We start from the raw sequence: 23,942 nt of genomic DNA, 5'->3' as shown, positions 1-23,942 counted from the left end.
TGTGCCGTGCCTGTTCCGTGAGTTGTTTCCGTGTCCCTGCGCCCCTTCCTGCTGCCGTCCCTTCTGCTCTTGTCTGCCTGTGCAAGCGCGCCGCCGCCACCGGCTCATGCCGATGCGCTGTGGCGGTTGATCGAGCGTGACTGCCGTGGCGCTGGAGGGCCGCGGGGTGACTGCCTGCGGGTGGAGCCGGCCGCAGACCGTCGCGATGTGCTGGTCAAGGACGCGCACGGCGACTACCAGTTCCTGCTGATGCCGCTGGACAAGGTCAGCGGTATCGAGAGCCGCAGCCTGTACCAGCGCGGTGCACCGAACTACTTCGCTGCGGCCTGGCAGGCGCGCAGCCACACCGAGCAGGCCTTGCGGCAACCGCTGCCGCGCAACGTCGCGAGCCTGGCGTTGAACTCGCCGCACGGCCGTTCGCAGCACCAGCTGCACATCCACGTGGATTGCCTGCGTGCCGACGTGCTGCAGGCGTTGGACGCGCATGCCGCTGCCCTGGGCAGCCGCTGGGCACCGCTGCCGGTGCCGCTGCGTGGTCATCAGTACCAGGCCCGCCTGTTGCCGGGCGCGGAACTGACCGCCAATCCGCTCAATCTGCTGGCCTATGACCTCGCCGGCGTGGGCGACGTGGGCCAGTGGAGCCTGGTGGTGGCGGGACGGGACCCGGTGCAGGGTGGCCCGGGTTTCATCCTGCTGGCCACCCGTGTGGACCCCGGCACCGGTAACGAGGCCAGCGCTGAAGAGCTGCAGGACCACGCCTGCGCGGTGCTGACCGGCGCAGGCGTATCGCTGGAGCGGGTCCGCTAACCCTGGGGCTGCTGGCGGCTGCGCCAGACCGGCGCGGTCAGCGCCAGCAGCTGGCGATCCTGCCAACCGTCCAGATCCAGGTGATGGTCGCGCAGCAGCCCTTCCTGTTCGAAGCCGAAGGCGTGCAGTGCAGTGGCGAACGGGCTGCTGCAGTCCGGTGGCAGCATCACGAACAGGCGGTGCACGCCCACATCCTCGAAAAGGAACGGGCACAGCGCCCGCAGCGCTGCATCCGCGTGCGGGTGCCAATGCTGCAGCGACAGCAGCTCGGCGCAGCGCGTCTGCAAGCACTGCAGGCGGACATGCAACTGGTCCAGTACTGTGCCGTGCTCGTCATCGAATACTCCCAGCATCAGCTGATCGTTGTCCTGCTCCAGCCGCGAACGGTGCATGTGGGCCAGGAAGCGGGCTTCCTCGTCGATACCCGCCGGATGGCGTCGGCCGCGCCGGCGGCGGTCATCGAACAGGCGCCAGCGCGGCAGGTCGGTACGCTGGAACGGGCGCAGGGTGACCGGTGCGGCCTGCAGCTGCAGCAGGTGACGGCGCAGCACCGGCCGCAACGGGGGGAGAAGCGGGGTGGGATACGGGATCATCATCCCCGGCACGATGGCCGTGCCCGCCCCCCTGCACCATTCAAAACATTGCAAAAATGCGGTGAGCGGCGCCGGGGGACTGATTCGGTTCAGGCATAAGGCCATCAGGCCTGGTCATTTCCGTTGAAACCACCCATTCAGGACACTTTCGTTACGGGATCGTTATGTGCCCCACAGGCCGCTCCCGCTACCACCCGCCCAACTCCCCCCAGGAAGCCCATGTCCGCCTCCCCCAAGGCGCTGCGCCCGCGTCCGCTGGTGCTCGCACTGTCGTCCCTGATGCTGGTTTCGCTGCCGGCCTTCGCGCAGGAAAGCGCGCCCACCACATTGCAGGAAGTGAAGGTCACCGGCTCGCGCATTCCGCGCGCCAGTGTCGAGGGGCCCTCGCCGGTGACGGTGATCAGCCGCGAGCAGATCGACGCGCAGGGCTACCGCAATGCCTTCGATGCGCTGAGCGCGCTGACCGAGAACACCGGCAACGTGCAGGGCGAGGACTTCGGCAATACCTTCACCCCGGCCGCCAACACCATCAACCTGCGCGGGCTGGGCCCGAACCGCACGCTGGTGCTGGTCAACGGCCGCCGCCAGGCCGACTATCCGCTGGCCTACGAGGGCTCGGTGAACGTGGTCAACCTGGCCAACATTCCCAGTGCGCTGATCGAGCGCATCGAGGTCCTGGCGGCCGGTGCGTCGGCGGTGTATGGCTCCGATGCCATCGCCGGCGTGGTCAACATCATTCTCAAAGACCGCTTTGAGGGTGTGGACGTGAACGTGCGCGCCGGTGGCACCCAGCAGGGCGGTGGTGACAACCAGCGCGCGCAGGTGGTCGGGGGTAGTTCCGGCGAGCGTTGGGATGCGCTGTTCGGCTTCGAGTTCGATGTGCGCAAGGCGATCCATGCGCGCCAGCGCGACTTCATGGATTCGCTGGATGATGACCCGGCCGGCAAGGCGCCGCAGGCGACCGCGATCGCCTATCGCCGCAATGCTGCCACCGGCCGCAACATCGATCCGGGCGTCAACGGCTGCGACGCAGCGTCGGACATCTATGGCGGGAGCGTGTTCCGCGCCAACAACCCGCGCCAGGGCTGGTACTGCGGCAGCAATGAGGCCGCAGCCAGTTACTGGACCGTGCAGACCCAGAAGCGCAACCTCAATGGCTATGGCCTGCTGACCTTCCACGTCAACGAGACCACCGATCTGTTCGCCGATGTCGCCGTGGGCAGCGCGCGCATCTACAACAACACGCGTGCGCCGACCTGGACCTCGGCGCGCAACTACTTCTACAACCAGACCACCGGCAATCTGGAAAGCTGGTACCGCCGCTTCGCGCCGGAAGAAATCGGCGGCCTGCCGCGCAATGCCAACCGCTTCCTGGAAAACTCGTGGTCGTTCAACGTCGGCGCACGTGGCCAGATCGGTGACAGTGGCTGGGACTATGAGGCGGTCTACAGCCGCTCGCGTTACGAGAACCGCACCCGCCGCCCGGTGCTGCTGGCCGGTATCAACGAATACCTGCTTGGCCCGAAGCTGGGCGTGCGCAATGGCGTAGAGGTCTATGCGCCGGATCCGGCGCGCCTGTTCCAGCCGCTGAGCCCGAACGAGTACCAGAGCCTGTCCGGCTACCAGGAGAGCCGCAACGCGGCGTGGCTGCAGACCTTCAGCGCCAGCGTCAACGGCCGGCTGTTCGCACTGCCCGGTGGCGACGCTGCGCTGGCCGCGGTGGTCGAGGCTGGCAGCCAGGGCTATCGCAATCGACCGGACCCGCGACTGGGCACCGGTGAATTCTGGAACACCAGCGCCGGTATTGGTGCCGGTGGCGAGCGCGACCGCTATGCTGCCGGCGTGGAGCTGCAGCTGCCGTTGCTGCAGTCGCTCACCACCACCCTGGCCGGGCGCTATGACCAGTACCGTGCCGGTGGTGAGCACATCGGCAAGGCGACCTGGAGCTTCGGCGTCGAGTTCCGCCCGATCGAGAGCCTGCTGATCCGTGGTACCGCTGCCACCAGCTTCCGGGCGCCGGACATGAACTACGTGTTCGCGACCGAGACGCGTGGTTACAACCCGGGCATGACCGATTACTGGCGCTGCCGCACCGCAGGCCAGTCGTATGACAACTGCGATTACAACGGCCTGTCGATCGACTACAGCAACCGCGCCAACGCACAGCTGCAGCCGGAAACCGCCAAATCCTATGGTTTCGGCGTGGTCTGGTCGCCGCTGTCCGGGCTGGATTTCAGTGCTGACTACTACGACATCCGTATCGACAATGAGGTCACCAGCCTCGACACCAGCCGTATTCTTCGTGATGAAGCCGATTGCCGCCTGGGCCGCACGTTGGGTGGCGAAGCACGCGATATCGGTTCACCGCTGTGCCAGGACGCGCTGTCGCGGGTGATCCGCAACCCGTCCAATGCCACGGTGCAGCCGGACCAGGTAACCCGCGTGCTGATCAACCCGATCAACGCCGCCTCCGAATCGGTGCGCGGCCTGGACCTGAAGGGCAACTGGCGTTTCGATGCCGGCCACTATGGGCGGTTCACCACGCGCCTGGCCTACACCGTGGTGCTGGAGCACAAGTACCGGCAGTTCTCCGATGATCCGGAGCGTGACATCCGCAATTCGCTGGATGACTACCAGTGGCGCAGCAAGGCCAACGGCAGCATCACCTGGAACCAGGGTGACTGGACCACTACGCTGTACGGCAACCGCTTCGGCTCGCTGCCGAAGACCGATGGCAGTGGCCGCATCGCGCCGTACATGACGTACAACGCCAGCGTGTTCCGCCAGTTCGGCGAGAACCTGTCGGTGGGCGTGATCGTCAACAACCTGCGCGACAGCCGCCCGCCGGCGGACAGGAACGGTGGCGGCTGGCCGTTCTACCCGGTCGGCAACTACGACCCGTATGGCCGCCAGTACTGGGTGCAGCTGGACTACCGGTTCCGCTGATCGGGCGGGCAGACAGAAGGCCCGGCAATGCCGGGCCTTCTGCTGTGTCCCTATCCGCTGTGATGGCGCGCGCCGGCGGCCTAGGGCAGTGCCTGCTGCAGGTACGACTCGATGACGTAGCTGAAAGGCTGCTGCTGGCGGTCGCGCAACAGGGCACGCACCTCCAGGACCACGCCGCGGTCGCCTTCGCCCCGCGGCGGCCAGAACGTCTGGTCGGCCAAGGTCTGGCGCTGGAAACCGAGCGGGCCGACCACGCGACCGAAGGGTTCGTCGGTGCTGTCCAGCACCTGGTTCATGGCCGGGCTGAGATGGCCGGGCAGGTACCAGTTGTCGGCCTCGGACAGCACGCGGCTGCCGCAGACCAGCTGCACCCGGCGATAGCGCAGCTCGGCGCCGGGTGCTGCACCCAGTGCCTGCAGTACGTCGGCCGGGGCCGGCTTGTCGTGACCGTGTATGCGCACCGCGCGGACCCGCGCCTGTTCGGCCAGGCCATGTTCGGCACACCAGTGTTCCAGCGTGGCGGTGGCGCTCTGCCCGGACAGCACGCGCTGGTGCAGGCGCTCGACCAGTGCAGCCGGGGCAATGCGCTGCTGGCCCGGCGGCGACTGCAGCGGCGCAGCGGCCGCCGCATCAGTGGCGGACAGGCTGGCGATCGGGGCGGCGGCAAGCAGGGACGCGGCCTGCCAGCGGCGGAGACGATCGTGGCGGTCGGACGGGCCCATGCGGAATCACAGCGGAAACAGGCGCCCATGTTACCCGTTCAGGGGTGTGCACGGCGTGGCTGCGACCGGTTGTCGCAGGGCAATCATCGTTCTGGTGAATGCGTACCATCCAGATATTTCGTTGGTCGATGGCTGCGGCGAGGCGCACGATGGCGCCATTCTTGGCATTCCGGGAGTTCCCGATGACCCTCCAGTTCGTCCATGGCGGTGTCGACCGCGACGGTGCGCCACTGCATTTCCATGTCCGTGATGGCCGCATCAGCGGCCTCAATGACGAGGCCACGCCGGCAGAAGGGGCGGAATGCGTCGACCTGCAGGGCTTCGCGGTGCTGCCCGGGCTGGTCGACGGCCACATTCACCTCGACAAGAGCTTTGTCGGCGACCGTTGGCACCCGCACCAGCCGGTGAACAGCCTGCGTGAGCGGCTGGCGGTGGAGAAGGCGGCGGTGGCGGATGCGGCACCGATGGTGGACCGTGCCGAGGCGCTGATCCGCCAATGCAGTGCTTTCGGTACCGTGGCGATGCGCTGCCATGTCGATATCGACGCCAGCACCGGTCTCGGCCATCTCGAAGCAGTGCGCGAGGCGGCGCTGCGCTGCGCCGACATCATGCGGATCCAGCTGGTGGCGTTTCCGCAGGCAGGGGTGATCTCCTGTCCCGGCACCGCCGCCGTACTGGAGCAGGCGCTTGCTGCGGGCGTGGAGGTGCTCGGCGGCATCGACCCGACCACGCTCGATGGTGATGCCGAAGGCCAATTGGCGCTGCTGTTCGGCCTGGCCGAGCGCTACGGCGTGCAGCTGGACATCCATCTGCACGAGCCCGGCGAAACCGGCCTGGCGCAGCTTCTGCGCATTGCAGCGCGGACGCGGGCCGCCGGCCTGCAGGGGCGGGTTGCGGTAAGCCATGCCTATTCGCTGGGCGACGTGCCGCTGGCGCGCGCGCTGCAGGTGGGCGAAGCACTGGCCACGGCGGGTGTGGCGATCATGAGCAATGCGCCGGGCGATCATCCGTTCCCGCCGCTGCGCGCGCTGCATGATGCCGGTGTGCGCGTGTTCGCAGGCAACGACAACATCCGCGACTGCTGGTGGCCTTACGGCAACGGCGACCTGCTGCAGCGGGCGATGTTGCTGGGCTACCGTTCCGGCTTCTACACCGATGCCGACCTGATGCTGGCGCTGGACATGGTCACCACCCATGCCGCGCAGGTGATCGGCCTGCCGCAGCATGGTATTGCCGAAGGCCGGCCGGCGACCTTCGTGGCCGTGCGTGCCGACCACGGCCCGGCCGCCGTGGCCGGGGTGCCGGTGGAGCGCAGGGTGGTGGTCGACGGCCGCTGGCTGTAGATCCGCGTCATGGCGTGGACGGCACCATCGCGCGGTCTCATTCATCCACGCATGGCGTGGATCTACCCCGATATGCCGTCAGGCGTAATCGTCAGCGCGGGTAGCGACGAACTCTTCCAGCCACGCAAGCAGGTGGGCGATGTCGATGATCTCGCCCTGCTCCACGCGCTTGAGCAGCAGGGTGCTGGCGCCGATCTGCAGGCTGCTGTCGGCATAGCGCAGCACCGCGTCGATGCCCCAGGCATCGGTCACCTGCATCCAGGTCAGGCCCGGCACACGCTGGGCCAGAGTGTCACCGAATGCCACGCCCAGTGCTTCCCAGCCATCGCAGTCGGCGCGGTCGATCAGCTCGGCATCGACCACGCGCTGCAATGTGCTGGGGGCCAGCGGCCATTGCACCGGCAGCGTCGGGAAGCTGGCGGCCACGCGCGCGGCGATCAGCGAGCGCTGGTGCTGCAGATGGGTCTGCAGTGCAGCAGGCAGGGGATCGAAACGGGTGGGGAATTGGTCGGACATGCCAGGGCGCCGTGGAGCACGGAAACAACAGGCACTCTACGAGGCGATTGTTGCCCGTCGTACGGCCGGAGTGACCATGTTTCGATGCGTGATGCGCGAAAGGCATCCACGCATGGCGTGGATCTACTGTGGTCAGTCCGGTTCGCGCCGTACCTGCCGCCACAGCTCGCTGGCCAGTGCCCGCACCGCATCATCGGCGTCGGCACGATGCAGCAGGCCGATCTCGTAGTTGTCGATCACCGGCAGGTCGCGCTCGCCATCGATGATGCGGTGCTCGCGGGTGACTGCACGGCGCGGCAACAAGCTGATGCCGATGCCATCGGCCACCGCGCCCTGGATGCCACTGAGCGATGAGCTGGTGAAGGCGATGCGCCAGCGCAGGCCCAGCGCTTCCACGGCGTGGATCATCTCGTCGCGGTACAGGCCGCGCGGCGGAAACGTGACCAGCGGCAGTGGGTCCTGCTGCAGGCAACTGCTGCGCAGGCTGTCGATCCAGTGCATCGGCTCGCGCCGGCAATGCACCGCCTGGCGGCTGTTGCGGCGTTGTTTGACCAGCACCAGGTCCAGCTCGCCGTGGTCGAAGCCCTGCGCCAGGTCACGGCTGAGGCCGCTGCTGATCTCCAGCTTCACCTGCGGGTGGCGGCGGCTGAAGGCGGCCAGCATGCGGGTGGTCTGCGGGTTGACGAAGTCCTCCGGCACGCCGATGCGGACCGCGGTTTCCACCGTCGCGCCGGCCAGCGCCTGTGCCATTTCCTCGTTCAGGTCGAGCATGCGCCGCGCGTAGCCGAGCAGGGTGTGGCCGGCGTCGGTGGGGTGTACATCGCGGTGGCCGCGCTCGAGCAGGCGATGCCCGGCCAGTTCCTCCAGCCGCCGCACCTTCTGGCTGACCGTGGACTGGGTCGAATGCAGGCGCGTGGCCGCTGTGGTGAAACTGCCGCAGTCGGCCACCATCACCAGCGCCCGCAGCAGGTCCAGTTCGAACAGGGTTCTATTCGATTTGGCACTGTCTTGCATTTGAACATTTCACTTCTGGATACCCAGGCCGACTTCTACCATGCAGGGCAGGGGCCGGCAATGCGCGGCTGTTGCTACCGTCGCACGGCGTTCCGTGGCGACGGACACGAGGAGACACTGTCATGCGCGTCCATCATTCCGCTGGCTGGCCTGCGCCCTTCACGCGCGTGCTGCTGTTGTGCCTGCTGGCCATGGTCACCCCCGCCTGCACCGCCACGTCCCGGGCCGACGCAGACGCGCGCCTGCGGGATGCTGCCAGCCGCGGCGACGCCGATGCAGTGCGACAGGCGATCGAGGATGGCGCCACGCTGGAGGCGCGCGATGGCCAGGGCCGCACCGCGCTGCTGCTGGCCACGCACGGCAACAACGTGGATGCCGCGCGCGAGCTGATCGAAGCCGGTGCCGACGTCAATGCCAAGGACGCGATGCAGGACAGCGCCTACCTGTACGCCGGTGCGCGTGGCCTGGATGAGATCCTGGCGATGACCCTGGCGCATGGCGCCGATCTGCGCAGCACCAACCGCTATGGCGGCACCGCGCTGATTCCGGCCGCCGAGCGTGGCCACGTCGCCACCGTACGTACGCTGTTGCGCGCGGGCGTGGCGGTGGACCATGTCAACCGCCTGCACTGGACCGCGCTGCTGGAAGCGATCCTGCTCGGCGATGGCGGTGCGCGCCACGTGCAGATCGTGCAGCTGCTGCTGGAGGCCGGTGCCGACCCGGAGCTTGCCGACGGCGATGGCGTGACGCCGCTGACGCACGCGCGCCAGCGCGGCTATACCGGAATTGAGACCCTGCTGCGCCAGCACGGCGCGGTGCGCTGAATGCAAACCCCTTCCACCCGCACGCTGGGCGTGCCCATCAGGATGCTGTCCATGTTCCGTTCCCGTCCGTTGTCCCTTGCCATCCTCCTTGCGGTAGCACCGCTGTCGGCCTCTGCCGCCGAGCGCGCCGACCTGCTGATCCGCAATGCCACCGTGGTCGATGTCGAGCACGCCAGCACCCTGGCCGGGCAGAGCGTGGTGATCCGCGGCGAGGACATCGTCGCCGTCGGTCCAGATGCGCAGCTGCGCAGCCAATGGAGCGCGGCCCGCCAGATCGACGCCAAGGGCAAGTACCTGATCCCGGGGCTGTGGGACATGCACGTGCATTTCGGCGGTGGCCCGGCGCTGATCGAAGAGAACAAGGCACTGCTGCCGCTGTACATCGCGCACGGCATCACCACCGTGCGTGATTGTTCCGGCGATCTGCCCGAGCAGGTGCTGCAGTGGCGTGGCGAAATCGCCAAGGGCACGCTGTTCGGCCCGCGCCTGCTCAGTTCCGGCGCGAAGATCGAGGGCATCAAGCCGGTGTGGAAGGGCACGATCGAAGTGGGCAGCGAGACCGACGTCGACAAGGCGATTACCCGACTGCAGCACGACAAGGTCGATTTCGTGAAGATCACCGACAGCACGCTGACGCCGGAACTGTTCCTGTACTCGGCCAGCGCTGCGCGAAAGGCCGGCTTCAAGGCCTCGGGCCACATTCCAATGGCGCTGACCGTGGAGCAGGCGGTCGATGCCGGCCTGGCCTCGATCGAGCATCTGGACTACGCATTCAAGGCCGGCAGCAAGGACGAAGCGCAGATCGCCGCCGACTTCGGCGCCGGGCGCATCGATCGCGCCGAAGCCAATCGCCGCCTCGACGCCAGCTTCGACCGTGACACCGCAATGCGGGCCTACCGTGATTTCGCCAAGCGTGGCGTATTCGTGACCCCGACCCTCAACGGCGGCCGCATCCTCGACTTCCTCGACCAGGATGACCACGCCAACGACCCGTACCTGGCCTACATCGGCCCGGGCCTGCGCGCGACCTACCAGTGGCGCGTGGACCGCGCGGCGAAGGCGACGCCGGCGCAGATCGAAGCGCGCCACGCGCAGTACCACCAGGTGGCCGCAGTGCTGCCGATGCTGCAGGAGGCCGGCGTGACGATCATCGCCGGTACCGATGCGGGCTTCCTCAATTCGTTCAATTTCCCGGGCATCGCCCTGCACCAGGAGCTGCAGCTGTTCGTGAAGGAGGGCCTGAGCGCGCCGCAGGCGCTGTCGGCCGCCACCCGTTCCGGCCCGGCCTGGTTCGGCCAGATGGACCGCTACGGTGGCGTTGCACAGGGCAAGGCTGCCGATCTGGTGCTGCTGACCGCCAACCCGCTGCAGGACATCGCCGCCACCGAGAAGATCGACAGCGTGATCCTGCGCGGCAACGTGTATGACCGCGCTGCGCTGGACAGGATGTTGGCTGATACCAGGGCCAAGGTCGCGGCGTGGAATGCGGAGGCGGCGAAGGCCAATTGAGGGTGGGGCGGGGCGGAATCCACGCAACGCATGGCGTGGATCTACCGGTTGCCGTCCGGGCATCCATACCCGCGATCAGCAGTAGATCCACGCCATGCGTGGATGATGCGGCCGATGACCTAACGCGGTGCCGGCCGCATGCCATGCAGCTGCGGCAGTGCGGCCTTCATCGCACCGATGAAGGCGCGCAGCCGCGGCGGCTGCTGGCGCGCGGCCGGAAACACGACATGCACCGGCAGTGCCGGCGGCTGCCAGTCCGGCAGCAGCTGCACCAGCCGCCCTTGGGCGAGGTCGTCGGCCACCAGCCAAGCCGAGACCACCGCTGCGCCCAACCCGGCGCGTGCAGCCTGCTGCACCACGAACAGGTTGTCGCTGAGCAGGCGCGGGCTGATCGAAAGGGTATGCGCGCGCCCCTGCGCGTCATGCAGCAGCAGGCGTTCGCGGTAGTAGGTGACCAGCGAGATCCATGGCAGTGCCTGCGCCTGTTCCGGCGTACTGACCGCCGTGACGTCCACCAGCGAGGGCGCTGCCACGACGATGCGCGGCACTTCGGCCAGCGGCAGTGCCACCATGCGCGGTTCGTCGACCGGTCCCACACGCACCGCGCAGTCGATGCCTTCGGCGATGAAATCCGGGCGACGATCTTCCAGGATCCACTCCAGGCTCAGCTGTGGGTGCTGGGCGAGGAACGCGAGCATGGTCGGTAGCAGCTGCGCCTGGCCAAAGGCATGCGGCACCATCACCCGCAGGCGTCCGCGCAGCGTTTCCGGTTCGCCGTTCAGTTCGGCCTGCAGCGACTCCCATTCGTCGACCACGCGTTGTGCATGACGCTGGCAGCGCAGGCCGTCCTCGGTCAGTTGCAGGCCGTGGGTGGAGCGCTGCAGCAGGCGCAGGCCGAGCTGCCGCTCCAGTGCCTGCAGGCGTCGGCTGACCGTCGGCTGGGTGGTGCCCAGCTGCAGGGCCGCAGCAGACAGGCTGCCAGCATCGACGATGCGCAGGAAGGTGCGCAGCAGATCCAGGCGATCAGCGCCGGTGGCGAGGTCATTCATGCATGTGGCGTATGAAGCATATGTGCCAGAGCCTACTACAGACGTCTGGCGAATACAGGCAGGATACGCCCACTTCCTATCCGGACTCCCCCATGTCTACCCCCTCGCTGTCTGTTGCGGCCGCACCGGCGACCGTACCTTCCACCCCGTTGGTGCTGGCAATGGCTGCCGGTGCCGGCTTCTCGGTCGCCTCCCTCTACTACAGCCAGCCGATGCTGGGCCTGATCGCCCAGGACCTCGGCGCAGGTGAGCGCGCCGCCGGCCTGGTGCCAACCCTGACCCAGCTCGGCTACGCACTGGGCATCCTGCTGCTGGCACCGCTGGGCGATCGCTTTGACCGCCGCCACCTGATCCTGTTGAAGTCCGCGCTGCTGGCGCTCGCCCTGGGCGCAGCAGCAATGGCCGGGCAGCTGCCGGGCGTGCTGGTGGCCAGCCTGCTTGTCGGGCTGACGGCCACCCTGGCTCAGGACATCGTGCCCGCAGCGGCGGTGTTGGCGCCGGACGCGCAGCGCGGCCAGATCGTCGGCCGGGTGATGACCGGCCTGCTGCTCGGCATCCTGTTGTCGCGGGTGGTCAGTGGCGTGGTGGCTGAAGCGTGGGGTTGGCGCACGCAGTTCGTGCTGGCGGCGGTATCGGTGGCGGCGATGGGCGCGGTGATGGCGCGTGCGCTGCCGCGCTTCGCGCCGACCAGCACGCTGCGCTATCCGGCGTTGTTGGGTTCGTTGTTGGCGTTGTGGCGCGAGCAGCCGCAGCTGCGCCGTGCGGTGGCCAGCCAGTCGCTGCTGGCCGTGGGATTCAGCGCGTTCTGGTCGACCCTGGCGCTGATGCTGCATGCCCGCCTGGGGCTGGGTAGTGCGGCGGCGGGTGCGTTTGGTATTGCGGGTGCGGCCGGTGCACTGGCCGCGCCGTTTGCCGGCCGTTTTGCTGATCGACTGGGGTGCCATGCGGTGGCACGGCTGGCGATTGCGGTGGCGCTGCTGGGCTTCGGCCTGCTGCTCGCCGAAGCCTGGTTGCCGGCCGCCGCGCTGCTGCCGTTGCTGGTGGTGAGTGCGCTGCTGTTCGACTTCGGCTTCCAGTCGGCGCTGGTGGCGCACCAGACCCTGGTCTACGGCCTGGTACCGCCGGCACGCAGCCGGCTCAATGCGCTGTTGTTCACCGGCATGTTCATCGGCATGGCCGCCGGCGGTGCGCTGGGCAGCCTGGCGCTGGCACAGTGGGGGTGGCACGGCGTGGCCTGGCTGGCGGTGGTGTGTGCGGGCGGCAGCCTGCTGCTGCGCTTGAAGTAAGGGGGGTGTTTGGCAGGGCTTGCAGCCCTGCACCTGCTGGAGGCAACAGCAACAGCAACAGCAACAGCGGGGTTCCTGTAGGGAGGCGGGGTGGGTCCGGTTGCGGGGGACGCCGTGAATCCCCAGTCCGGCCCAGCCGCTGGCGGCTGGGCGTTCGGGCGCTTGCGAAGCAATGCTTCGCAAGCGAAGCGCCCTCACCCATGGGGGCTCGGTCGCGCCTTGCTCGTGTGCGCTGTCCTGCGCACACGGCAAGACCGGGGTTGGGCGTCCTGCCCAACCCGCCCGAGGCATGCCTCGGGCCCATGGCGCTCACGCCCCCGCAACCGGACCCACCCCGCCTTCGACAGGTTCCTGCGGTCTGTTGGAATGGCTCTTGGGGTCAGATCCGTTTTCCTTCGGAAAACGGATCTGACCCCTGATTGATTTCGATATCTGACAGAAGTGTCGACCAAGGTCGACACCTACCAACCGCCATCGGAATCTGTCAGAGGTGGGGCGGTGTCGGAGTGCGGGGTGTCAGCCGCATGGATGCGGCTGCCAAGCTTACAGGGACGTACTTGCAGCGTCCCCGCAGTCCGACACCGCCGCGCCATCCCACGGAGAGCCCGCTTTTGATTTTGCTGTTGAGGTTGCCGGCCAGCGGCCGGCACTACTGCGGGTGCAGGGCTGCAGGCCCTGCCGACCCCCCCCCCCCCTAATCGTGCCCGCTGTCGTCCAGGCTGATGATGCCGCGCCGCAGCGCCTGGGTGACCGCATGGGTGCGATCACCCACGCCGAGCTTGTCCATCAGGCTTTTCATGTGCGCCTTCACCGTCTGCTCCGAAATCTGCATGCGCTCGCCGATGCGCTTGTTCGACAGCCCTCCGGCCACGTGCCGCAGTACCTCGGTCTCGCGCGGTGACAGGCGGTCTTCGATCACATGCGCGGCGATGCTGGCGGCCACCGCTGGAGGAATCGGCGCACGGCGGCCACCGGCCACCATGCGGATCGTGTCGACCAGTTCGTGGCGCAGCATGTCCTTCAGCAGATACGCGCTGGCGCCGGCCTGCAGTGCCCTCACCGCACGTACGTCACCGCGATAGGTGGTCAGCACGATGATGCGTGCGCGTGGGTCCAGCGCGCGGATCCGCACGATGGCTTCCACACCATCCAGGCGGGGCATCTGCAGGTCCATCAGCACGACGTCAGGCTGCAACTGCTGGTAGCGTGCGATGGCTTCTTCGCCATCGGCGGCTTCGCCGAGCAGGCGCAGGTCGGCATGAGCGCCCAGCAGTGCCGCCAGGCCATCACGCAGCAGCGGGTGGTCGTCGACCACCAGCACGCCGATCGGGGCAGGGGACTCAGTCATGGTTTTCTCTACTCCAGGGCCAATGCCAACGCGATCGGCGGCGCTGATACAGCCGCCGGGCCGGAACTGCCAGCGCGACTTCGGTACCCAGCCCGGGGCGGGTCCACAGCTGCAGTTCCGCGCCGAGGCGCTGGGCGCGCTCACGCATGCCCTGCAGGCCCCAATGGCCATGGCCGGCATTTTCGTGGGTGATGCCCACGCCATCGTCGCGCACGTGCAGCAGGAAGCAGCGCGTTCCGTAGGAAAGTTCCACTTCGATGGCGCTGGCGTTGGCATGACGCAGCGCATTGCGGATGGCCTCGCGCCCGATCAGGAACACCTCCTCGGCCGCGTCGGCCTGCAGCGGTGGCGTCGCGCCTTCCACGGTCAGGCGCAGGGGATTGATGCCATGCCCGGCGTATTCGGCGTGCACGTCGGCCAGCGCCGAAGCGAGGTCGCGGCCCGCGAACGGCGCCTCGCGCAGCGCATTTACCCGCTCGCGACCCTCGGCCAGGTTGCGCTCGGCCAGCTGCATCGCTGACTCAAGCTGGCTGCGCACCGGTTCCGGCGTCTGCGCTGACTGGCTGATCGCGTGCAGGCGCAGGATCAGGCCCTGGCTACCCTGCAGCAGGGTGTCGTGCAGGTCGCGCGCGATGCGTTCGCGTTCGCCGTTGCGCTCCTGCAGGCGCGCGCGTAACAAGGCTGCCAGCTGGCCGCTGCGGATGCGTACGGCCAGCACCAGCAGTGCAAGCACGGCGGCGGTGCACAGCAGCTTGAACCACAGGGTCTGCATGAAGGTGGGAGCGATGCGGAAGCTGCGGCTGGCCGGTGCGGTGCTCCAGATGCCATCCTCGTTGGCGGCTTCCACCTCGAACCGGTAGCTGCCGGGCGCGAGGTTGGTGTAATACGCACGTGTGCTGCTGCCAGCGTCCTGCCAGCCGTCATCCACGCCCGACAGGCGGTAGCGGTATCGGTTGCGCTCCGGACGTGCCAACGACAGCGCCACGTAATCGATCTGCAGCTGGCTGGTGCCGGCCGGGAGGCGCAGACCATCGCGTAGCGGCGCGTGCTCGCTGCCATACAGTACCTCGCCGATGCGCACGCTGGGAGCCATCGTATTGACGTGCGAGCGGGTGGTGTCCAGCCAGGCCAGGCCCTGGTTGGTGGCCAACCACAGCAGGCCGTCGTCGGCCAGCGTTGCGGTGGCGATCGGTCCGCTCTGCAGGGCAATGCCCGGCATGCCGTCAGCTGCGTCGAACAGGCGTGGCATGACCGGCAGGCCGCTGCGCACGGCGCGGCGCAGCAGGCCGGTTTCCAGGCGAACCAGTCCACGGCTGCCGTTGAGCCACAGGTATCCATGTGCATCGGTGACCATGCCGGTGATGCCTTCCAGTACGCCGGCCATGTCAGTGCGCACCGGAACGAAACGGCCATTGCCCAGGCGTGCTGCCAGCCCGGCCTCGCCGGCGACAAGCAGAAGGTCCCGGTGGTGCAGCATCGCGGTGATCGGCCCTACCGACAGGCCGTCCCCGGAGTCGAAGCTCTCGGTGCCATTCGCACCCAGGCGGCGCAGGCGGCCATCGGCATAGCCGAGCAGCAGCTGGCCATCCGCATCCAGCGCCAGCGATGAGCAGGCCTGCTCGGGCAGGCGGATTTCACGTTGCCACTGGTCATGCTGGTAGTGCAGCACCCCGCGTTCGCCGGTGCAGACCCAGGCCTGTCCGTCATCGGGGAACAACAGGGCATGCAGCGGCTGCCCGGTGAACGGCGCCGGCAGCGGGATCAATGTGGTGTGGCCGGCGACCGTGCGCGCGAGGTTGACCCAGTCGAACTGCCAGATCGGCGTGGGTGCCTGGCGCGCGGCAGCCTGCAGCTGCGTGGCGCTGCCATCCAGCAGGGTGCGCCGCAGGTCGTAGGGCTTGAGGTCTTCGCCATAGCCATACACGCGGCCATCGCTGGCCCGTACCAGCGAGCGGTAGGGATCGCTTGGACCCACCGCCAGGGTGTGCACGCTGCGTGCGCGGAAACGGTTGAGGCCGAGATTGGTGCCAATCCAGAGATTGCCTTCGCGATCGACGATGATCGGTACTGCCGATGTGGCGGTCAGTCCTTGCGGCGAATCGAAGCGTTCCATGCGAACGGCCCGGGTGCCGGCGAAGGTGATGTGGGCAACGCCGCCGTGCGGACTCATCGTGGCCCACAGCGCGCCATCGGCAGTGAACTGCAGGCGCGCAGCGACCAGTTCCGGCAGCCGCCGTGCCTCACGTTCGCTGTCTGCCAGCAGACCCTGCGCGTTCGCCAGTGGCGAGGTGCCGCGCACCCGGTCGGCCAGCCACACTTCACCCTGCGGGCTTTCGGCCAGCGTCGCCATCTGCGAGACCGCGATGCCGGTGTCCTCGAACGCGGTCTGGCCCGCCGCGCGCATCCAGATCTTCAGGCCGGCCAGCACCCAGAACCTGCCCCGGCTGTCGTGCAGCACCCACTGCACACGGTGCTCGGGCAGGCCGGCAGCGGCCGGCAGTGGCTGCCAGCGGTGTCCGTCAAAGCGGCGCAGCCCGCCATTGATCGCCGCCCAGAGTTGGCCATCGCGATCCTGGCTGAAGCGCGGCACCACGCCGACCGGCACCCCCTGCTCATGGCCGTAGCTGTGCAGCCGTCCCTGCGCGAAGCGGCTGATGCCGGCCTGGAAGTAGCCGATCCACAGGGCGCCGTCGGCGGCATGCGCCAGCGTGACCATGTTGGTGGACGGGAACTGGCTACCGACGGGCGCTGCCTGCCGTTCGAAGCGACGGCCATCGAAGCGGTACAGGCCCGAGCCGGTAGCCAGCCACAAGAGGCCCTCACGGTCCTGGGCAATGTCCCATATATCGCCTGGGGCGCCCTGGCCGACACGCCAGGCGGTATGTTCGTAATCGGGCAGGCCACCGCCCACCGGCGGGCGCTGCACGGCGAGGGCGGGCAGGGCGGTCAACAGCAGCAGGCACGTCAGCAGCGTCGGCAGGCAACGCAGGAACGGGAAGGGGCGGCCACGCATGGCGCGCATTCTGGCAGGTGCGGGGCAGCCCGGGGTGACCCGAACGGGGTAGGCGGTGGCCGCTGCGGTCGGCTATCACGCCGGCATCTCCTCCTGGAACCTGGCCATGCAGCGCCTGTTCGTGATGTTCCCTGATCGGGGGCCGGGCATCGGCCTGCTGTGGTTCCGGCTGTGCGTGACCGCCGCGCTGTGCGCGCCGGATGCTCAGGGCAGTGGGTGGTCGGCGCTGTGCCTGCTTGCAGCGGCCATGCTTGCACTGGGTATGTTGACGCCACTGGCAGCGCTCACGGCGGCCGTGGGCCTGTTCGCGCAGCAGGCGCCCTGGCCACTGGTGGCATTGCCGCCGGCGCTGCTGCTTGTGGGGCCGGGGGCCTATTCACTGGATGCGTGCCTGTTCGGGCGCCGCCTGCTCGGCCGTCGGCCTCCCCCATTCGGGTAGGTGCCGGCCTCGACCGACGGGGGTAGGGCATCGCGCAACGGCCACGCACCATGGGGCACCCCCTCGCGGCGCCCCGCATGGTCACCGTCACTCCGCCCGATCCGCCCGCCGCGCCACTGGCACCGCAGCAGGCCGCCGCACTGCAGCGCGCCCTGCGCTATGTCGATGAGCATCTGTCGCAGCCGCTGCGGGTCACCGAACTGGCGGCCGTCGCCTGCGTCAGCCGCTTCCACCTTGTGCGCCTGTTCCGTAGCGGCACCGGCGCCAGCCCGCTGCGCTATGTGCGCCGTCGCCGCATCGAACGCGCACGCCAGCTGCTACCTGGCGCGCAGTTGCCGATGGCGTGCCTGGCCCAGCAGCTGGGCTTCTTCGACCAGAGCCACTTCGTCCGCAGCTTCCGCGCGGAGACCGGCTGCAGCCCCGGCCAGTATCGGGCCGGCGATGCCGCCCTGTCGCTTCCCCTTGATCGTGTTTCCAACGGAGTCCATCCATGACCCATGCCACCGCCACACCCGCCCCGGCCCTGCTGTCGCCCACCGACCATGCCCTGGTGCTGATCGACTTCCAGTCGCAGATGGCATTTGCTACCCACACGATCGACATCTCCGCGCTGCGCAACAACGTGTCGCTGATCAGCAAGGGGGCCAAGGGGTTCAATGTACCGGTCGTGCTGACCACGGTGGCCGAGACGTCATTCTCCGGCCCGATGTTCCCGGAACTGCCGCAGATCTTCCCGGGCCAGCCGGTGTTCGACCGCACGTCGATGAATACCTGGGAAGACCAGCCGGTAATCGATGAGATCAACCGCATCGGCAAGCGTCGGCTGGTGCTTGCCGGCCTGTGGACCAGTGTCTGCATCGTGGGTCCGGCGCTGTCGGCGCTGGCGCAGGGCTTCGAGGTCCACGTGATCACCGATGCCTGTGGCGATGTCAGCGAAGAAGCGCACGAGCGTGCGATCACCCGCATGGTGCAGGCCGGCGCGGTGCCGATGACCAGCGTGCAGTACCTGCTCGAACTGCAGCGCGACTGGGCACGGGGTGAAACCTACGACCTGACCACCGGCATTGCGCGCGACCACGCCGGCGGCTACGGCATCGGCATCCAGTACGCCAAGCGGATGTTCGGTGCGCAGGAAGGCGGGCACTGAGCATGCTGGCCGGCCATGGCCTTGACCTGGCCCTGCTGATGCTGCGCGTGGCGGCAGGAGGCTTCCTGCTGCCGCACGCGCTGGGCAAGCTGTTTGGCTGGTTCGGCGGACCGGGGCTGGCCGGCTTCGCCACCGAGCTGCGCGGTTTCGGGCTGCCGGCAGTGGCGCCGTTGCCGCTGCTGTTGGCCCTGCTGCAGGTGCTGTCCGGGCTGGCCGTGCTGCTGGGATGGCAGACCCGCATTGCCGCGCTTGCAGCGGCTGCTTTCATCGGCTTCACCGTCCTGTTGGCCCTGCCCAGGGGCTGGTTCTGGATGCGCGGTGGCAGTGAGTACCCGTTGATGTGGACCACGGTACTGCTGGCCATCGCGCTGGCCGGGCCCGGCACCTGGGCACTGGACGTCCATCGCCTTCCGGGAGACCTCGCATGAGTCACGATCCCCTCGATCACGGCCGCCGCAACGTGGTGCTGGCCAGCGGCGCCGCTGTTGCGCTCGGCCTGGCAGGTCGCGCCGGTGCCGCACTCGATTCCACTTCCAAGGAGCGTCGCATGAGCACGCTGGTCATCCGCAATGCCCGCATCACCACCCTCGACCCGCAGCAGCCGTATGCGCAGGCGCTGGCTGTACAGGAAGGCCGCATCGTCGCCGTCGGCAGCGACGAGGAGATCATGCGTGGCTGGGGCAATGAAGCGACCTTGATCGACGCCCAGGGCCGGCGCCTGCTGCCCGGCCTCAACGACAGCCACACCCACCTGATCCGCGGTGGCCTGAACTACAACCTGGAGCTGCGCTGGGACGGCCTGCGTTCGCTGGGCGACGCCCTGGACATGCTGAAGGCCCAGGTCGACCGCACCCCGGCACCGCAGTGGGTGCGCGTGGTCGGTGGCTTCACCGCCGCACAGTTCAACGAGAAGCGCCTGCCGACCCTGCAGGAGCTCAACGACATCGCGCCGGATACACCGGTGTTCCTGCTGCACCTGTATGACCGCGCGCTGCTCAACCGCGCCGCGCTGCGCGCCTGCGGCTATAGCAAGGACACGCCGGATCCACCGGGCGGGCAGATCGTGCGCGATTCGCTGGGCAACCCGACCGGGCTGCTGCTGGCCAAGCCGAATGCGCTGATCCTGTATGCGACGCTGGCCAAGGGCCCGCGCCTGCCGATCGAGTACCAGGCCAACTCGACGCGCCATTTCATGCGCGAACTGAACCGGCTTGGCATCACCTCGGTGATCGACGCCGGCGGTGGCTTCCAGAACTACCCCGAGGACTACCAGGTCATCGAGCAGCTGCATCGCGATGACCAGCTGACGGTGCGCATCGCCTACAACCTGTTCACCCAGAACAAGGGGAAGGAGGCGGATGACTTCCGTGGCTGGAGCGAGATCCTGCAGCCGCGCCAGGGCGATGACCTGCTGCGCCACAACGGCGCGGGCGAGATGCTGGTGTTCTCCGCCGCCGACTTCGAACTGTTCAACGAGCCGCGCCCGGAACTGCCGCCGGAGCTGGAGCCGGAACTGCACGACGTGGTGAAGCTGCTGGTCGAGAAGCGCTGGCCTTTCCGCATCCACGCCACCTACGACGAGAGCATCACGCGCATCCTGGATGTGTACGAACAGGTCAACCGCGAGGTGCCGTTCGATGGCCTGCACTGGTTCATCGACCACGCCGAGACCATCACCCCACGCAACATCGAGCGCATCCGTGCGCTGGGTGGCGGTATCGCCGTGCAGCACCGCATGGCCTACCAGGGCGAGGCGTTCGTCGAGCGCTATGGCGTACAGGCTGCGCGGCATACGCCGCCGGTCAAGCGCATGCTGGCCGAAGGTGTACCGGTCGGCGCCGGTACCGACGCCACCCGCGTGGCCAGCTACAACCCGTGGGTGGCGTTGTCCTGGCTGGTGACCGGGCGCACCGTGGGCGGGTTGGCCCTGTATGGCGAGGAAAACCTGCTCGAACGCGAGCAGGCGCTGCGCCTGTGGACCCAGGGCAGCGCCTGGTTCTCCGGCGACGAAGCAGTGAAGGGCACGCTGAAAGCTGGCCAGATGGCTGATTTCATCCTGCTCTCGGCCGACTTCTTCCGCGTTGACGACGCGCAGATCGCCGACATCACCAGCCTGCTGACCGTGGTCGGCGGCCGCATCGTGCACGCCGACGGGGATTACGCCGGCCTGGTGCCGCAGCTGCCGCCGGCGATGCCGGACTGGTCGCCGGTCAACCGCTTCGGTGGCTACCACGTCGGCGGTGCCGCCACCGGGTTAGCCGCTGCCCATCGCCACCATCACGGTGTGGCCTGCAGTACGCATGGTGCTCACGGTCATGCCGCGCATCACGCGGCGCCGACCGATGACCTGGCCGGGTTCTGGGGCGCGATGGGATGCTCGTGCTTCGCGTTCTGAGCCTGGCGCTACTGTCCGTGCCCTCGCTGGCGCTGGCCTGCGAGGGCGGCCGCTGCAGCGACGCGGGCAACGGCGAGCTGCAGCTGGACGCATCGCTGCGCCTGCGTGGCCTGTACTACGACCCGACCCGGTTCGGTATCGGCGGCAGCGAAGATGGCTATGGCCTGCTGCGCGCACTGGCGTCGGCCACCTATGTGGAGGACACCTGGCAGGCAAAACTGCAGCTGGGCGTGCATGCCGAGAATGGCAAGGCAGGCGGCCCGGGCCGCACCGACCGTGGTGCCTTGGACGTGCAGCAGGCGTACTGGCGCTGGCAGCGCGGTGGCTTCCATGTGCAGCTCGGCCGGCAGGAAGCCGGCTATGGCAGCTCGCGGCTGTTGTCGGTACGCGATGGGCCGAACATCCGCCTGGCCTTCGATGGTGCGCGCCTGGGCTGGGAGGGGCGGCTCGGCACGCTTGACCTGATGGCCCTGCGGCCGGTCGAGAACCGGCCGGGTGCCTTTGATGATCGCAGCGAACACGGTGCGCACCTGTGGGGTGCCTATGCCACCGCGGCACGCGGGCAGGGCGTGGGACAGTGGGATCTGTACCTGCTGGACTACCGTCGTGAAGGCGCGCGCTTTGCGGCGGGCTCCGGTACCGAGCGGCGGGAGACCCTCGGTGCGCGTTGGTTCGGCCAGTTCGGTGCGCTGGACTGGAACAGCGAGCTGGTGGCGCAGGGCGGTGAACTGCAGACGGTTGCCGGCACGCTGGATGTCCGCGCCTGGACGCTCGCCACCGACACCGGCTGGCGCTGGACCGAGCGGCCGCTGCAACCGAGGCTGGGGCTGAAGGCGGATATCGCCAGTGGCGACGGCAAGCTGCATGACGGCCGCCTGGGAACCTTCAATGCACTGTTCCCTAAATCGGCCTACTTCAGCGAGGCCAGCCTGCTGGCCCCGGCCAACCTGATGGACCTGCAACCGACCCTGACCCTGCGCCTGCATCATGCGGTGACCACGGAACTGGGCGTACAGATGGCGTGGAAGCAGCGTCGTGCCGATGCGGTCTACACCACACCGGCACCGCTGCTGGCGTTGCCGGGGAGCGCCGGTGGCGCGCGCCGCATCGGCACCCAGTACAAATCTGAAACCCGCTGGCAGGCCAGCAAACACTGGCAATGGCAGCTGCAGCTGGCCTGGGTCGACGCCGGTCCTGCACTGAAGCAGGCCGGAGGCCAGGACACGCTGTTCGCCTCGATCGTTGGAGCATGGCAATGGTGAACGCAACCGCGTCGCAACACTCCACACAGGCCGCAGGCGCCTGGTCCCCGCTGAAGATCCAGATGTTCCGTTCGATCTGGCTGGCAATCCTGGCCAGCAACATCGGCACCTGGGTCAATGATGTAGCCGCCGCCTGGGTGATGGCCGAACGCACCGGTTCGCCGTTGATGGTGGCCCTGGTGCAATCGGCCACCACGGTGCCGATCGTGCTGCTGGCGCTCGCTGCCGGCACCCTGGCCGACATTGTCGATCGCCGGAAGTACCTGCTGGCGACCCAGGGCTGGATGCTGCTGGTGGCCGCAGCGATGGCCGCGTTGACGGCGATGGACCTGCTGACCCCGCAGTTGCTGGTGCTGCTGACCTTCTGCATGGGCTGTGGTGCGGCGATGGCAATGCCCGCGCAGGCCGCCATTGTATCCGAGCTGGTACCGCAGCCGATGCTGGCCTCGGCGGTGGCGCTGAACTCGATCGGCATCAACATCGCGCGCTCGATCGGCCCGGCCATTGGTGGCGTGATCGTGGCGCAGCTGGGTGCGGTGTGGGCATTCGGCTTCAACGCCATCACCTTCGCCGCGATGCTGTTCGTGGTGTGGGGCTGGACGCGTGATCCCAAGCAGTCCAGCCTGCCACCGGAAGGTTTCGGTGCCGGCTTGAAGGCGGGCCTGCGTTACGCCAGCCGCGCCGGGCGGCTGCAGGCGGTGCTGATCAAGTCGGTCGGCTTCTTCTTCTTTGCCGCGGCGATGAACGCGCTGTTGCCGGTGGTGGTGCGTGGGCAGATGCATGGCGGGGCGGGGCAGTACGGCATGCTGCTGGGCTGCATCGGCATCGGCGCAGTGGGCGGTGCGCTGCTGCTGCCGAAGCTGCGTGCGCAACTGGATCGTGACCTGTTGGTACTGCTGGCGACCTTGTCGCTGGCCCTGAGCCTGGTCGGGCTGGCGCTGACCCGCAGCTGGTACGTGCTTCCGGCGGTGATGCTGGTCAATGGATTTGCGTGGATCACCGTGCTGTCGTCGCTGCAGATCGCTGCGCAGACTGCGGTTCCGGCATGGGTACGTGCGCGTGCGCTGGCGCTGTACATCATGGTGTTCTCTGCCGGCATGGCCGCCGGCGGCCTGAGCTGGGGCGCGCTCGCACAGCGTACGTCGCCGGAGCTGGCGTTGCTGGTGGCTGCCGCAGGTGCGGTGATCGGCGGATTGCTGGTGTGGCGCGTGCGCATTGCTGGCACCGAGGATCTGAACCTGCGTCCGGCCGGGCACTGGCCGGCGCCGGAACTGTCGGTGCCGGTGTCGAATGATCGGGGGCCGGTGCTGGTTACCATCGAGTACCGCATCGACGATGCTGACCGTGCCAAGTTCCAGGCGCAGATGCGCGCGCTGGGCACGATCCGTCGCCGCGACGGTGCGGTGGTCTGGGGTGTCGTCGAGGACGTGGCCAGCCCGGGCATCCACCTGGAGTATTTCGTGACCCCGTCGTGGCTGGAGCACCTGCGCCAGCACGAGCGCATCACCGCGGATGACAAGGCCATCCAGGAAGTGCTGCGGGAGCTGCATCGCGGCGAGCGCGCCCCCGTGGTGCGTCACTTCGTGGGAGGGCATGACCCGCTGCCTGCCGCCGTGCCGCATCACCACACCGACATCTGACCCGCAGGTGGCAGAGCCGGCCGCTGGCCGGCTCCGCGTGATCACGATGGATGATCGGGTTGCCGGCCAGCGGCCGGCACTACCGAAGG

Annotated in this window: 20 protein-coding genes; 13 read left to right on the top strand and 7 right to left on the bottom strand. The window is 68.2% G+C overall.

The genetic code is table 11. The features are described from left to right. The first annotated feature begins 30 nt into the window (after positions 1–30). The gene (locus tag AC5P8C_RS02170; protein WP_233654064.1) at positions 31–807 is read left to right on the top strand and encodes a CDP-diacylglycerol diphosphatase; all 777 of its coding nucleotides are present in this window, start codon (positions 31–33) and stop codon (positions 805–807) included. On the opposite strand, the gene AC5P8C_RS02165 is transcribed toward AC5P8C_RS02170, so the two are convergent. Beyond that, on the bottom strand, positions 804–1,403 hold the full coding sequence (locus AC5P8C_RS02165; protein ID WP_019660210.1) for a GNAT family N-acetyltransferase: 600 nt from the start codon (positions 1,401–1,403) through the stop codon (positions 804–806). The genes AC5P8C_RS02170 and AC5P8C_RS02165 overlap by 4 nt on opposite strands. 216 nt (positions 1,404–1,619) lie before the next feature. Here AC5P8C_RS02165 and AC5P8C_RS02160 point away from each other — a divergent pair, with 216 nt between their 5' ends. Continuing rightward, positions 1,620–4,346, top strand: coding sequence for a TonB-dependent receptor plug domain-containing protein (locus tag AC5P8C_RS02160; RefSeq protein ID WP_019660209.1), 2,727 nt, complete (start codon positions 1,620–1,622; stop codon positions 4,344–4,346). Between the two features lie 80 nt (positions 4,347–4,426). Here AC5P8C_RS02160 and AC5P8C_RS02155 read toward each other — a convergent pair whose 3' ends face one another. Then, positions 4,427–5,068, bottom strand: coding sequence for a hypothetical protein (locus AC5P8C_RS02155; protein WP_019660208.1), 642 nt, complete (start codon positions 5,066–5,068; stop codon positions 4,427–4,429). 182 nt (positions 5,069–5,250) lie between these two features. On the opposite strand from AC5P8C_RS02155, the gene AC5P8C_RS02150 reads away from it, so the two are divergent. After that, positions 5,251–6,411 (top strand): amidohydrolase family protein, encoded by a 1,161-nt coding sequence (locus AC5P8C_RS02150; protein ID WP_049481998.1) that lies wholly within the window; start codon positions 5,251–5,253, stop codon positions 6,409–6,411. 78 nt (positions 6,412–6,489) lie between these two features. Here the strand turns inward: AC5P8C_RS02150 and AC5P8C_RS02145 are convergent, their stop codons facing one another. Together AC5P8C_RS02145 and AC5P8C_RS02140 are read right to left on the bottom strand one after the other, a co-directional pair. Beyond that, the gene (locus AC5P8C_RS02145; protein ID WP_019660206.1) at positions 6,490–6,927 is read right to left on the bottom strand and encodes a DUF3806 domain-containing protein; all 438 of its coding nucleotides are present in this window, start codon (positions 6,925–6,927) and stop codon (positions 6,490–6,492) included. A 132-nt stretch (positions 6,928–7,059) separates the two neighbouring features. Beyond that, complete coding sequence (locus AC5P8C_RS02140; protein WP_019660205.1) at positions 7,060–7,941, bottom strand: LysR substrate-binding domain-containing protein; 882 nt, start codon at positions 7,939–7,941, stop codon at positions 7,060–7,062. 122 nt (positions 7,942–8,063) lie between these two features. On the opposite strand from AC5P8C_RS02140, the gene AC5P8C_RS02135 reads away from it, so the two are divergent. Then, entirely contained in the window at positions 8,064–8,765 is a 702-nt protein-coding gene (locus tag AC5P8C_RS02135) for an ankyrin repeat domain-containing protein (RefSeq protein ID WP_019660204.1), read from the top strand. A 51-nt stretch (positions 8,766–8,816) separates the two neighbouring features. Beyond that, positions 8,817–10,274 carry an amidohydrolase family protein gene (locus tag AC5P8C_RS02130; protein WP_026347047.1) on the top strand — a complete coding sequence of 486 codons (1,458 nt, stop codon included), beginning with the start codon at positions 8,817–8,819 and terminating at the stop codon, positions 10,272–10,274. Positions 10,275–10,393: 119 nt separating this feature from the next. Here the strand turns inward: AC5P8C_RS02130 and AC5P8C_RS02125 are convergent, their stop codons facing one another. Beyond that, positions 10,394–11,323, bottom strand: coding sequence for a LysR family transcriptional regulator (locus tag AC5P8C_RS02125; protein ID WP_019660202.1), 930 nt, complete (start codon positions 11,321–11,323; stop codon positions 10,394–10,396). A gap of 2 nt (positions 11,324–11,325) precedes the next feature. Between AC5P8C_RS02125 and AC5P8C_RS02120 the strand changes: the two genes are divergently transcribed. Further along, positions 11,326–12,609 (top strand): MFS transporter, encoded by a 1,284-nt coding sequence (locus tag AC5P8C_RS02120; RefSeq protein ID WP_495218291.1) that lies wholly within the window; start codon positions 11,326–11,328, stop codon positions 12,607–12,609. 694 nt (positions 12,610–13,303) lie between these two features. Here AC5P8C_RS02120 and AC5P8C_RS02115 read toward each other — a convergent pair. After that, positions 13,304–13,957 (bottom strand): response regulator, encoded by a 654-nt coding sequence (locus AC5P8C_RS02115; RefSeq protein ID WP_019659979.1) that lies wholly within the window; start codon positions 13,955–13,957, stop codon positions 13,304–13,306. Continuing rightward, positions 13,950–16,979, bottom strand: coding sequence for a sensor histidine kinase (locus tag AC5P8C_RS02110; protein WP_235651840.1), 3,030 nt, complete (start codon positions 16,977–16,979; stop codon positions 13,950–13,952). Before AC5P8C_RS02110 ends, AC5P8C_RS02115 begins: the two co-directional genes overlap by 8 nt. Positions 16,980–17,076: 97 nt before the next feature. On the opposite strand from AC5P8C_RS02110, the gene AC5P8C_RS02105 reads away from it, so the two are divergent. From AC5P8C_RS02105 to AC5P8C_RS02075, 7 genes are all read left to right on the top strand, one after another. Further along, positions 17,077–17,409: a hypothetical protein gene (locus AC5P8C_RS02105; RefSeq protein ID WP_019659977.1), complete on the top strand. Its 333-nt coding sequence runs from the start codon at positions 17,077–17,079 to the stop codon at positions 17,407–17,409. Positions 17,410–17,459: 50 nt separating this feature from the next. Then, on the top strand, positions 17,460–17,903 hold the full coding sequence (locus AC5P8C_RS02100; protein ID WP_495218290.1) for a helix-turn-helix transcriptional regulator: 444 nt from the start codon (positions 17,460–17,462) through the stop codon (positions 17,901–17,903). Next, positions 17,900–18,556, top strand: coding sequence for a hydrolase (locus tag AC5P8C_RS02095; protein ID WP_478418650.1), 657 nt, complete (start codon positions 17,900–17,902; stop codon positions 18,554–18,556). Before AC5P8C_RS02100 ends, AC5P8C_RS02095 begins: the two co-directional genes overlap by 4 nt. A 2-nt stretch (positions 18,557–18,558) precedes the next feature. Beyond that, positions 18,559–18,984 (top strand): DoxX family protein, encoded by a 426-nt coding sequence (locus AC5P8C_RS02090; RefSeq protein ID WP_111102432.1) that lies wholly within the window; start codon positions 18,559–18,561, stop codon positions 18,982–18,984. A 119-nt stretch (positions 18,985–19,103) separates the two neighbouring features. Beyond that, positions 19,104–20,951 carry an amidohydrolase gene (locus AC5P8C_RS02085; RefSeq protein WP_495218389.1) on the top strand — a complete coding sequence of 616 codons (1,848 nt, stop codon included), beginning with the start codon at positions 19,104–19,106 and terminating at the stop codon, positions 20,949–20,951. Next, entirely contained in the window at positions 20,930–22,213 is a 1,284-nt protein-coding gene (locus AC5P8C_RS02080) for an alginate export family protein (protein WP_495218289.1), read from the top strand. The genes AC5P8C_RS02085 and AC5P8C_RS02080 overlap by 22 nt, the downstream gene beginning before the upstream one ends. After that, complete coding sequence (locus AC5P8C_RS02075; RefSeq protein WP_019659971.1) at positions 22,207–23,853, top strand: MFS transporter; 1,647 nt, start codon at positions 22,207–22,209, stop codon at positions 23,851–23,853. The genes AC5P8C_RS02080 and AC5P8C_RS02075 overlap by 7 nt, the downstream gene beginning before the upstream one ends. Positions 23,854–23,942 lie beyond the last annotated feature (89 nt).

Source organism: Stenotrophomonas sp. YJH_SMC_46, from assembly GCF_059370315.1.
The sequence above is the reverse complement of the archived record's forward strand: the minus strand, read 5'-3'. Positions and strand labels throughout refer to the sequence as shown.

Excerpts from the sequence above, each read along its gene's own strand:
- AC5P8C_RS02165 (WP_019660210.1), bottom strand. The coding sequence starts at position 1,403 with ATGATGATCCCGTATCCCACCCCGCTTCTCCCCCCGTTGCGGCCGGTG.
- AC5P8C_RS02160 (WP_019660209.1), top strand. The coding sequence starts at position 1,620 with ATGTCCGCCTCCCCCAAGGCGCTGCGCCCGCGTCCGCTGGTGCTCGCA.
- AC5P8C_RS02155 (WP_019660208.1), bottom strand. The coding sequence starts at position 5,068 with ATGGGCCCGTCCGACCGCCACGATCGTCTCCGCCGCTGGCAGGCCGCG.
- AC5P8C_RS02150 (WP_049481998.1), top strand. The coding sequence starts at position 5,251 with ATGACCCTCCAGTTCGTCCATGGCGGTGTCGACCGCGACGGTGCGCCA.
- AC5P8C_RS02145 (WP_019660206.1), bottom strand. The coding sequence starts at position 6,927 with ATGTCCGACCAATTCCCCACCCGTTTCGATCCCCTGCCTGCTGCACTG.
- AC5P8C_RS02140 (WP_019660205.1), bottom strand. The coding sequence starts at position 7,941 with ATGCAAGACAGTGCCAAATCGAATAGAACCCTGTTCGAACTGGACCTG.
- AC5P8C_RS02135 (WP_019660204.1), top strand. The coding sequence starts at position 8,064 with ATGCGCGTCCATCATTCCGCTGGCTGGCCTGCGCCCTTCACGCGCGTG.
- AC5P8C_RS02130 (WP_026347047.1), top strand. The coding sequence starts at position 8,817 with ATGTTCCGTTCCCGTCCGTTGTCCCTTGCCATCCTCCTTGCGGTAGCA.
- AC5P8C_RS02125 (WP_019660202.1), bottom strand. The coding sequence starts at position 11,323 with ATGAATGACCTCGCCACCGGCGCTGATCGCCTGGATCTGCTGCGCACC.
- AC5P8C_RS02120 (WP_495218291.1), top strand. The coding sequence starts at position 11,326 with ATGTGGCGTATGAAGCATATGTGCCAGAGCCTACTACAGACGTCTGGC.
- AC5P8C_RS02115 (WP_019659979.1), bottom strand. The coding sequence starts at position 13,957 with ATGACTGAGTCCCCTGCCCCGATCGGCGTGCTGGTGGTCGACGACCAC.
- AC5P8C_RS02110 (WP_235651840.1), bottom strand. The coding sequence starts at position 16,979 with ATGCGCGCCATGCGTGGCCGCCCCTTCCCGTTCCTGCGTTGCCTGCCG.
- AC5P8C_RS02105 (WP_019659977.1), top strand. The coding sequence starts at position 17,077 with ATGCAGCGCCTGTTCGTGATGTTCCCTGATCGGGGGCCGGGCATCGGC.
- AC5P8C_RS02100 (WP_495218290.1), top strand. The coding sequence starts at position 17,460 with ATGGGGCACCCCCTCGCGGCGCCCCGCATGGTCACCGTCACTCCGCCC.
- AC5P8C_RS02095 (WP_478418650.1), top strand. The coding sequence starts at position 17,900 with ATGACCCATGCCACCGCCACACCCGCCCCGGCCCTGCTGTCGCCCACC.
- AC5P8C_RS02090 (WP_111102432.1), top strand. The coding sequence starts at position 18,559 with ATGCTGGCCGGCCATGGCCTTGACCTGGCCCTGCTGATGCTGCGCGTG.
- AC5P8C_RS02085 (WP_495218389.1), top strand. The coding sequence starts at position 19,104 with ATGAGCACGCTGGTCATCCGCAATGCCCGCATCACCACCCTCGACCCG.
- AC5P8C_RS02080 (WP_495218289.1), top strand. The coding sequence starts at position 20,930 with ATGCTCGTGCTTCGCGTTCTGAGCCTGGCGCTACTGTCCGTGCCCTCG.
- AC5P8C_RS02075 (WP_019659971.1), top strand. The coding sequence starts at position 22,207 with ATGGTGAACGCAACCGCGTCGCAACACTCCACACAGGCCGCAGGCGCC.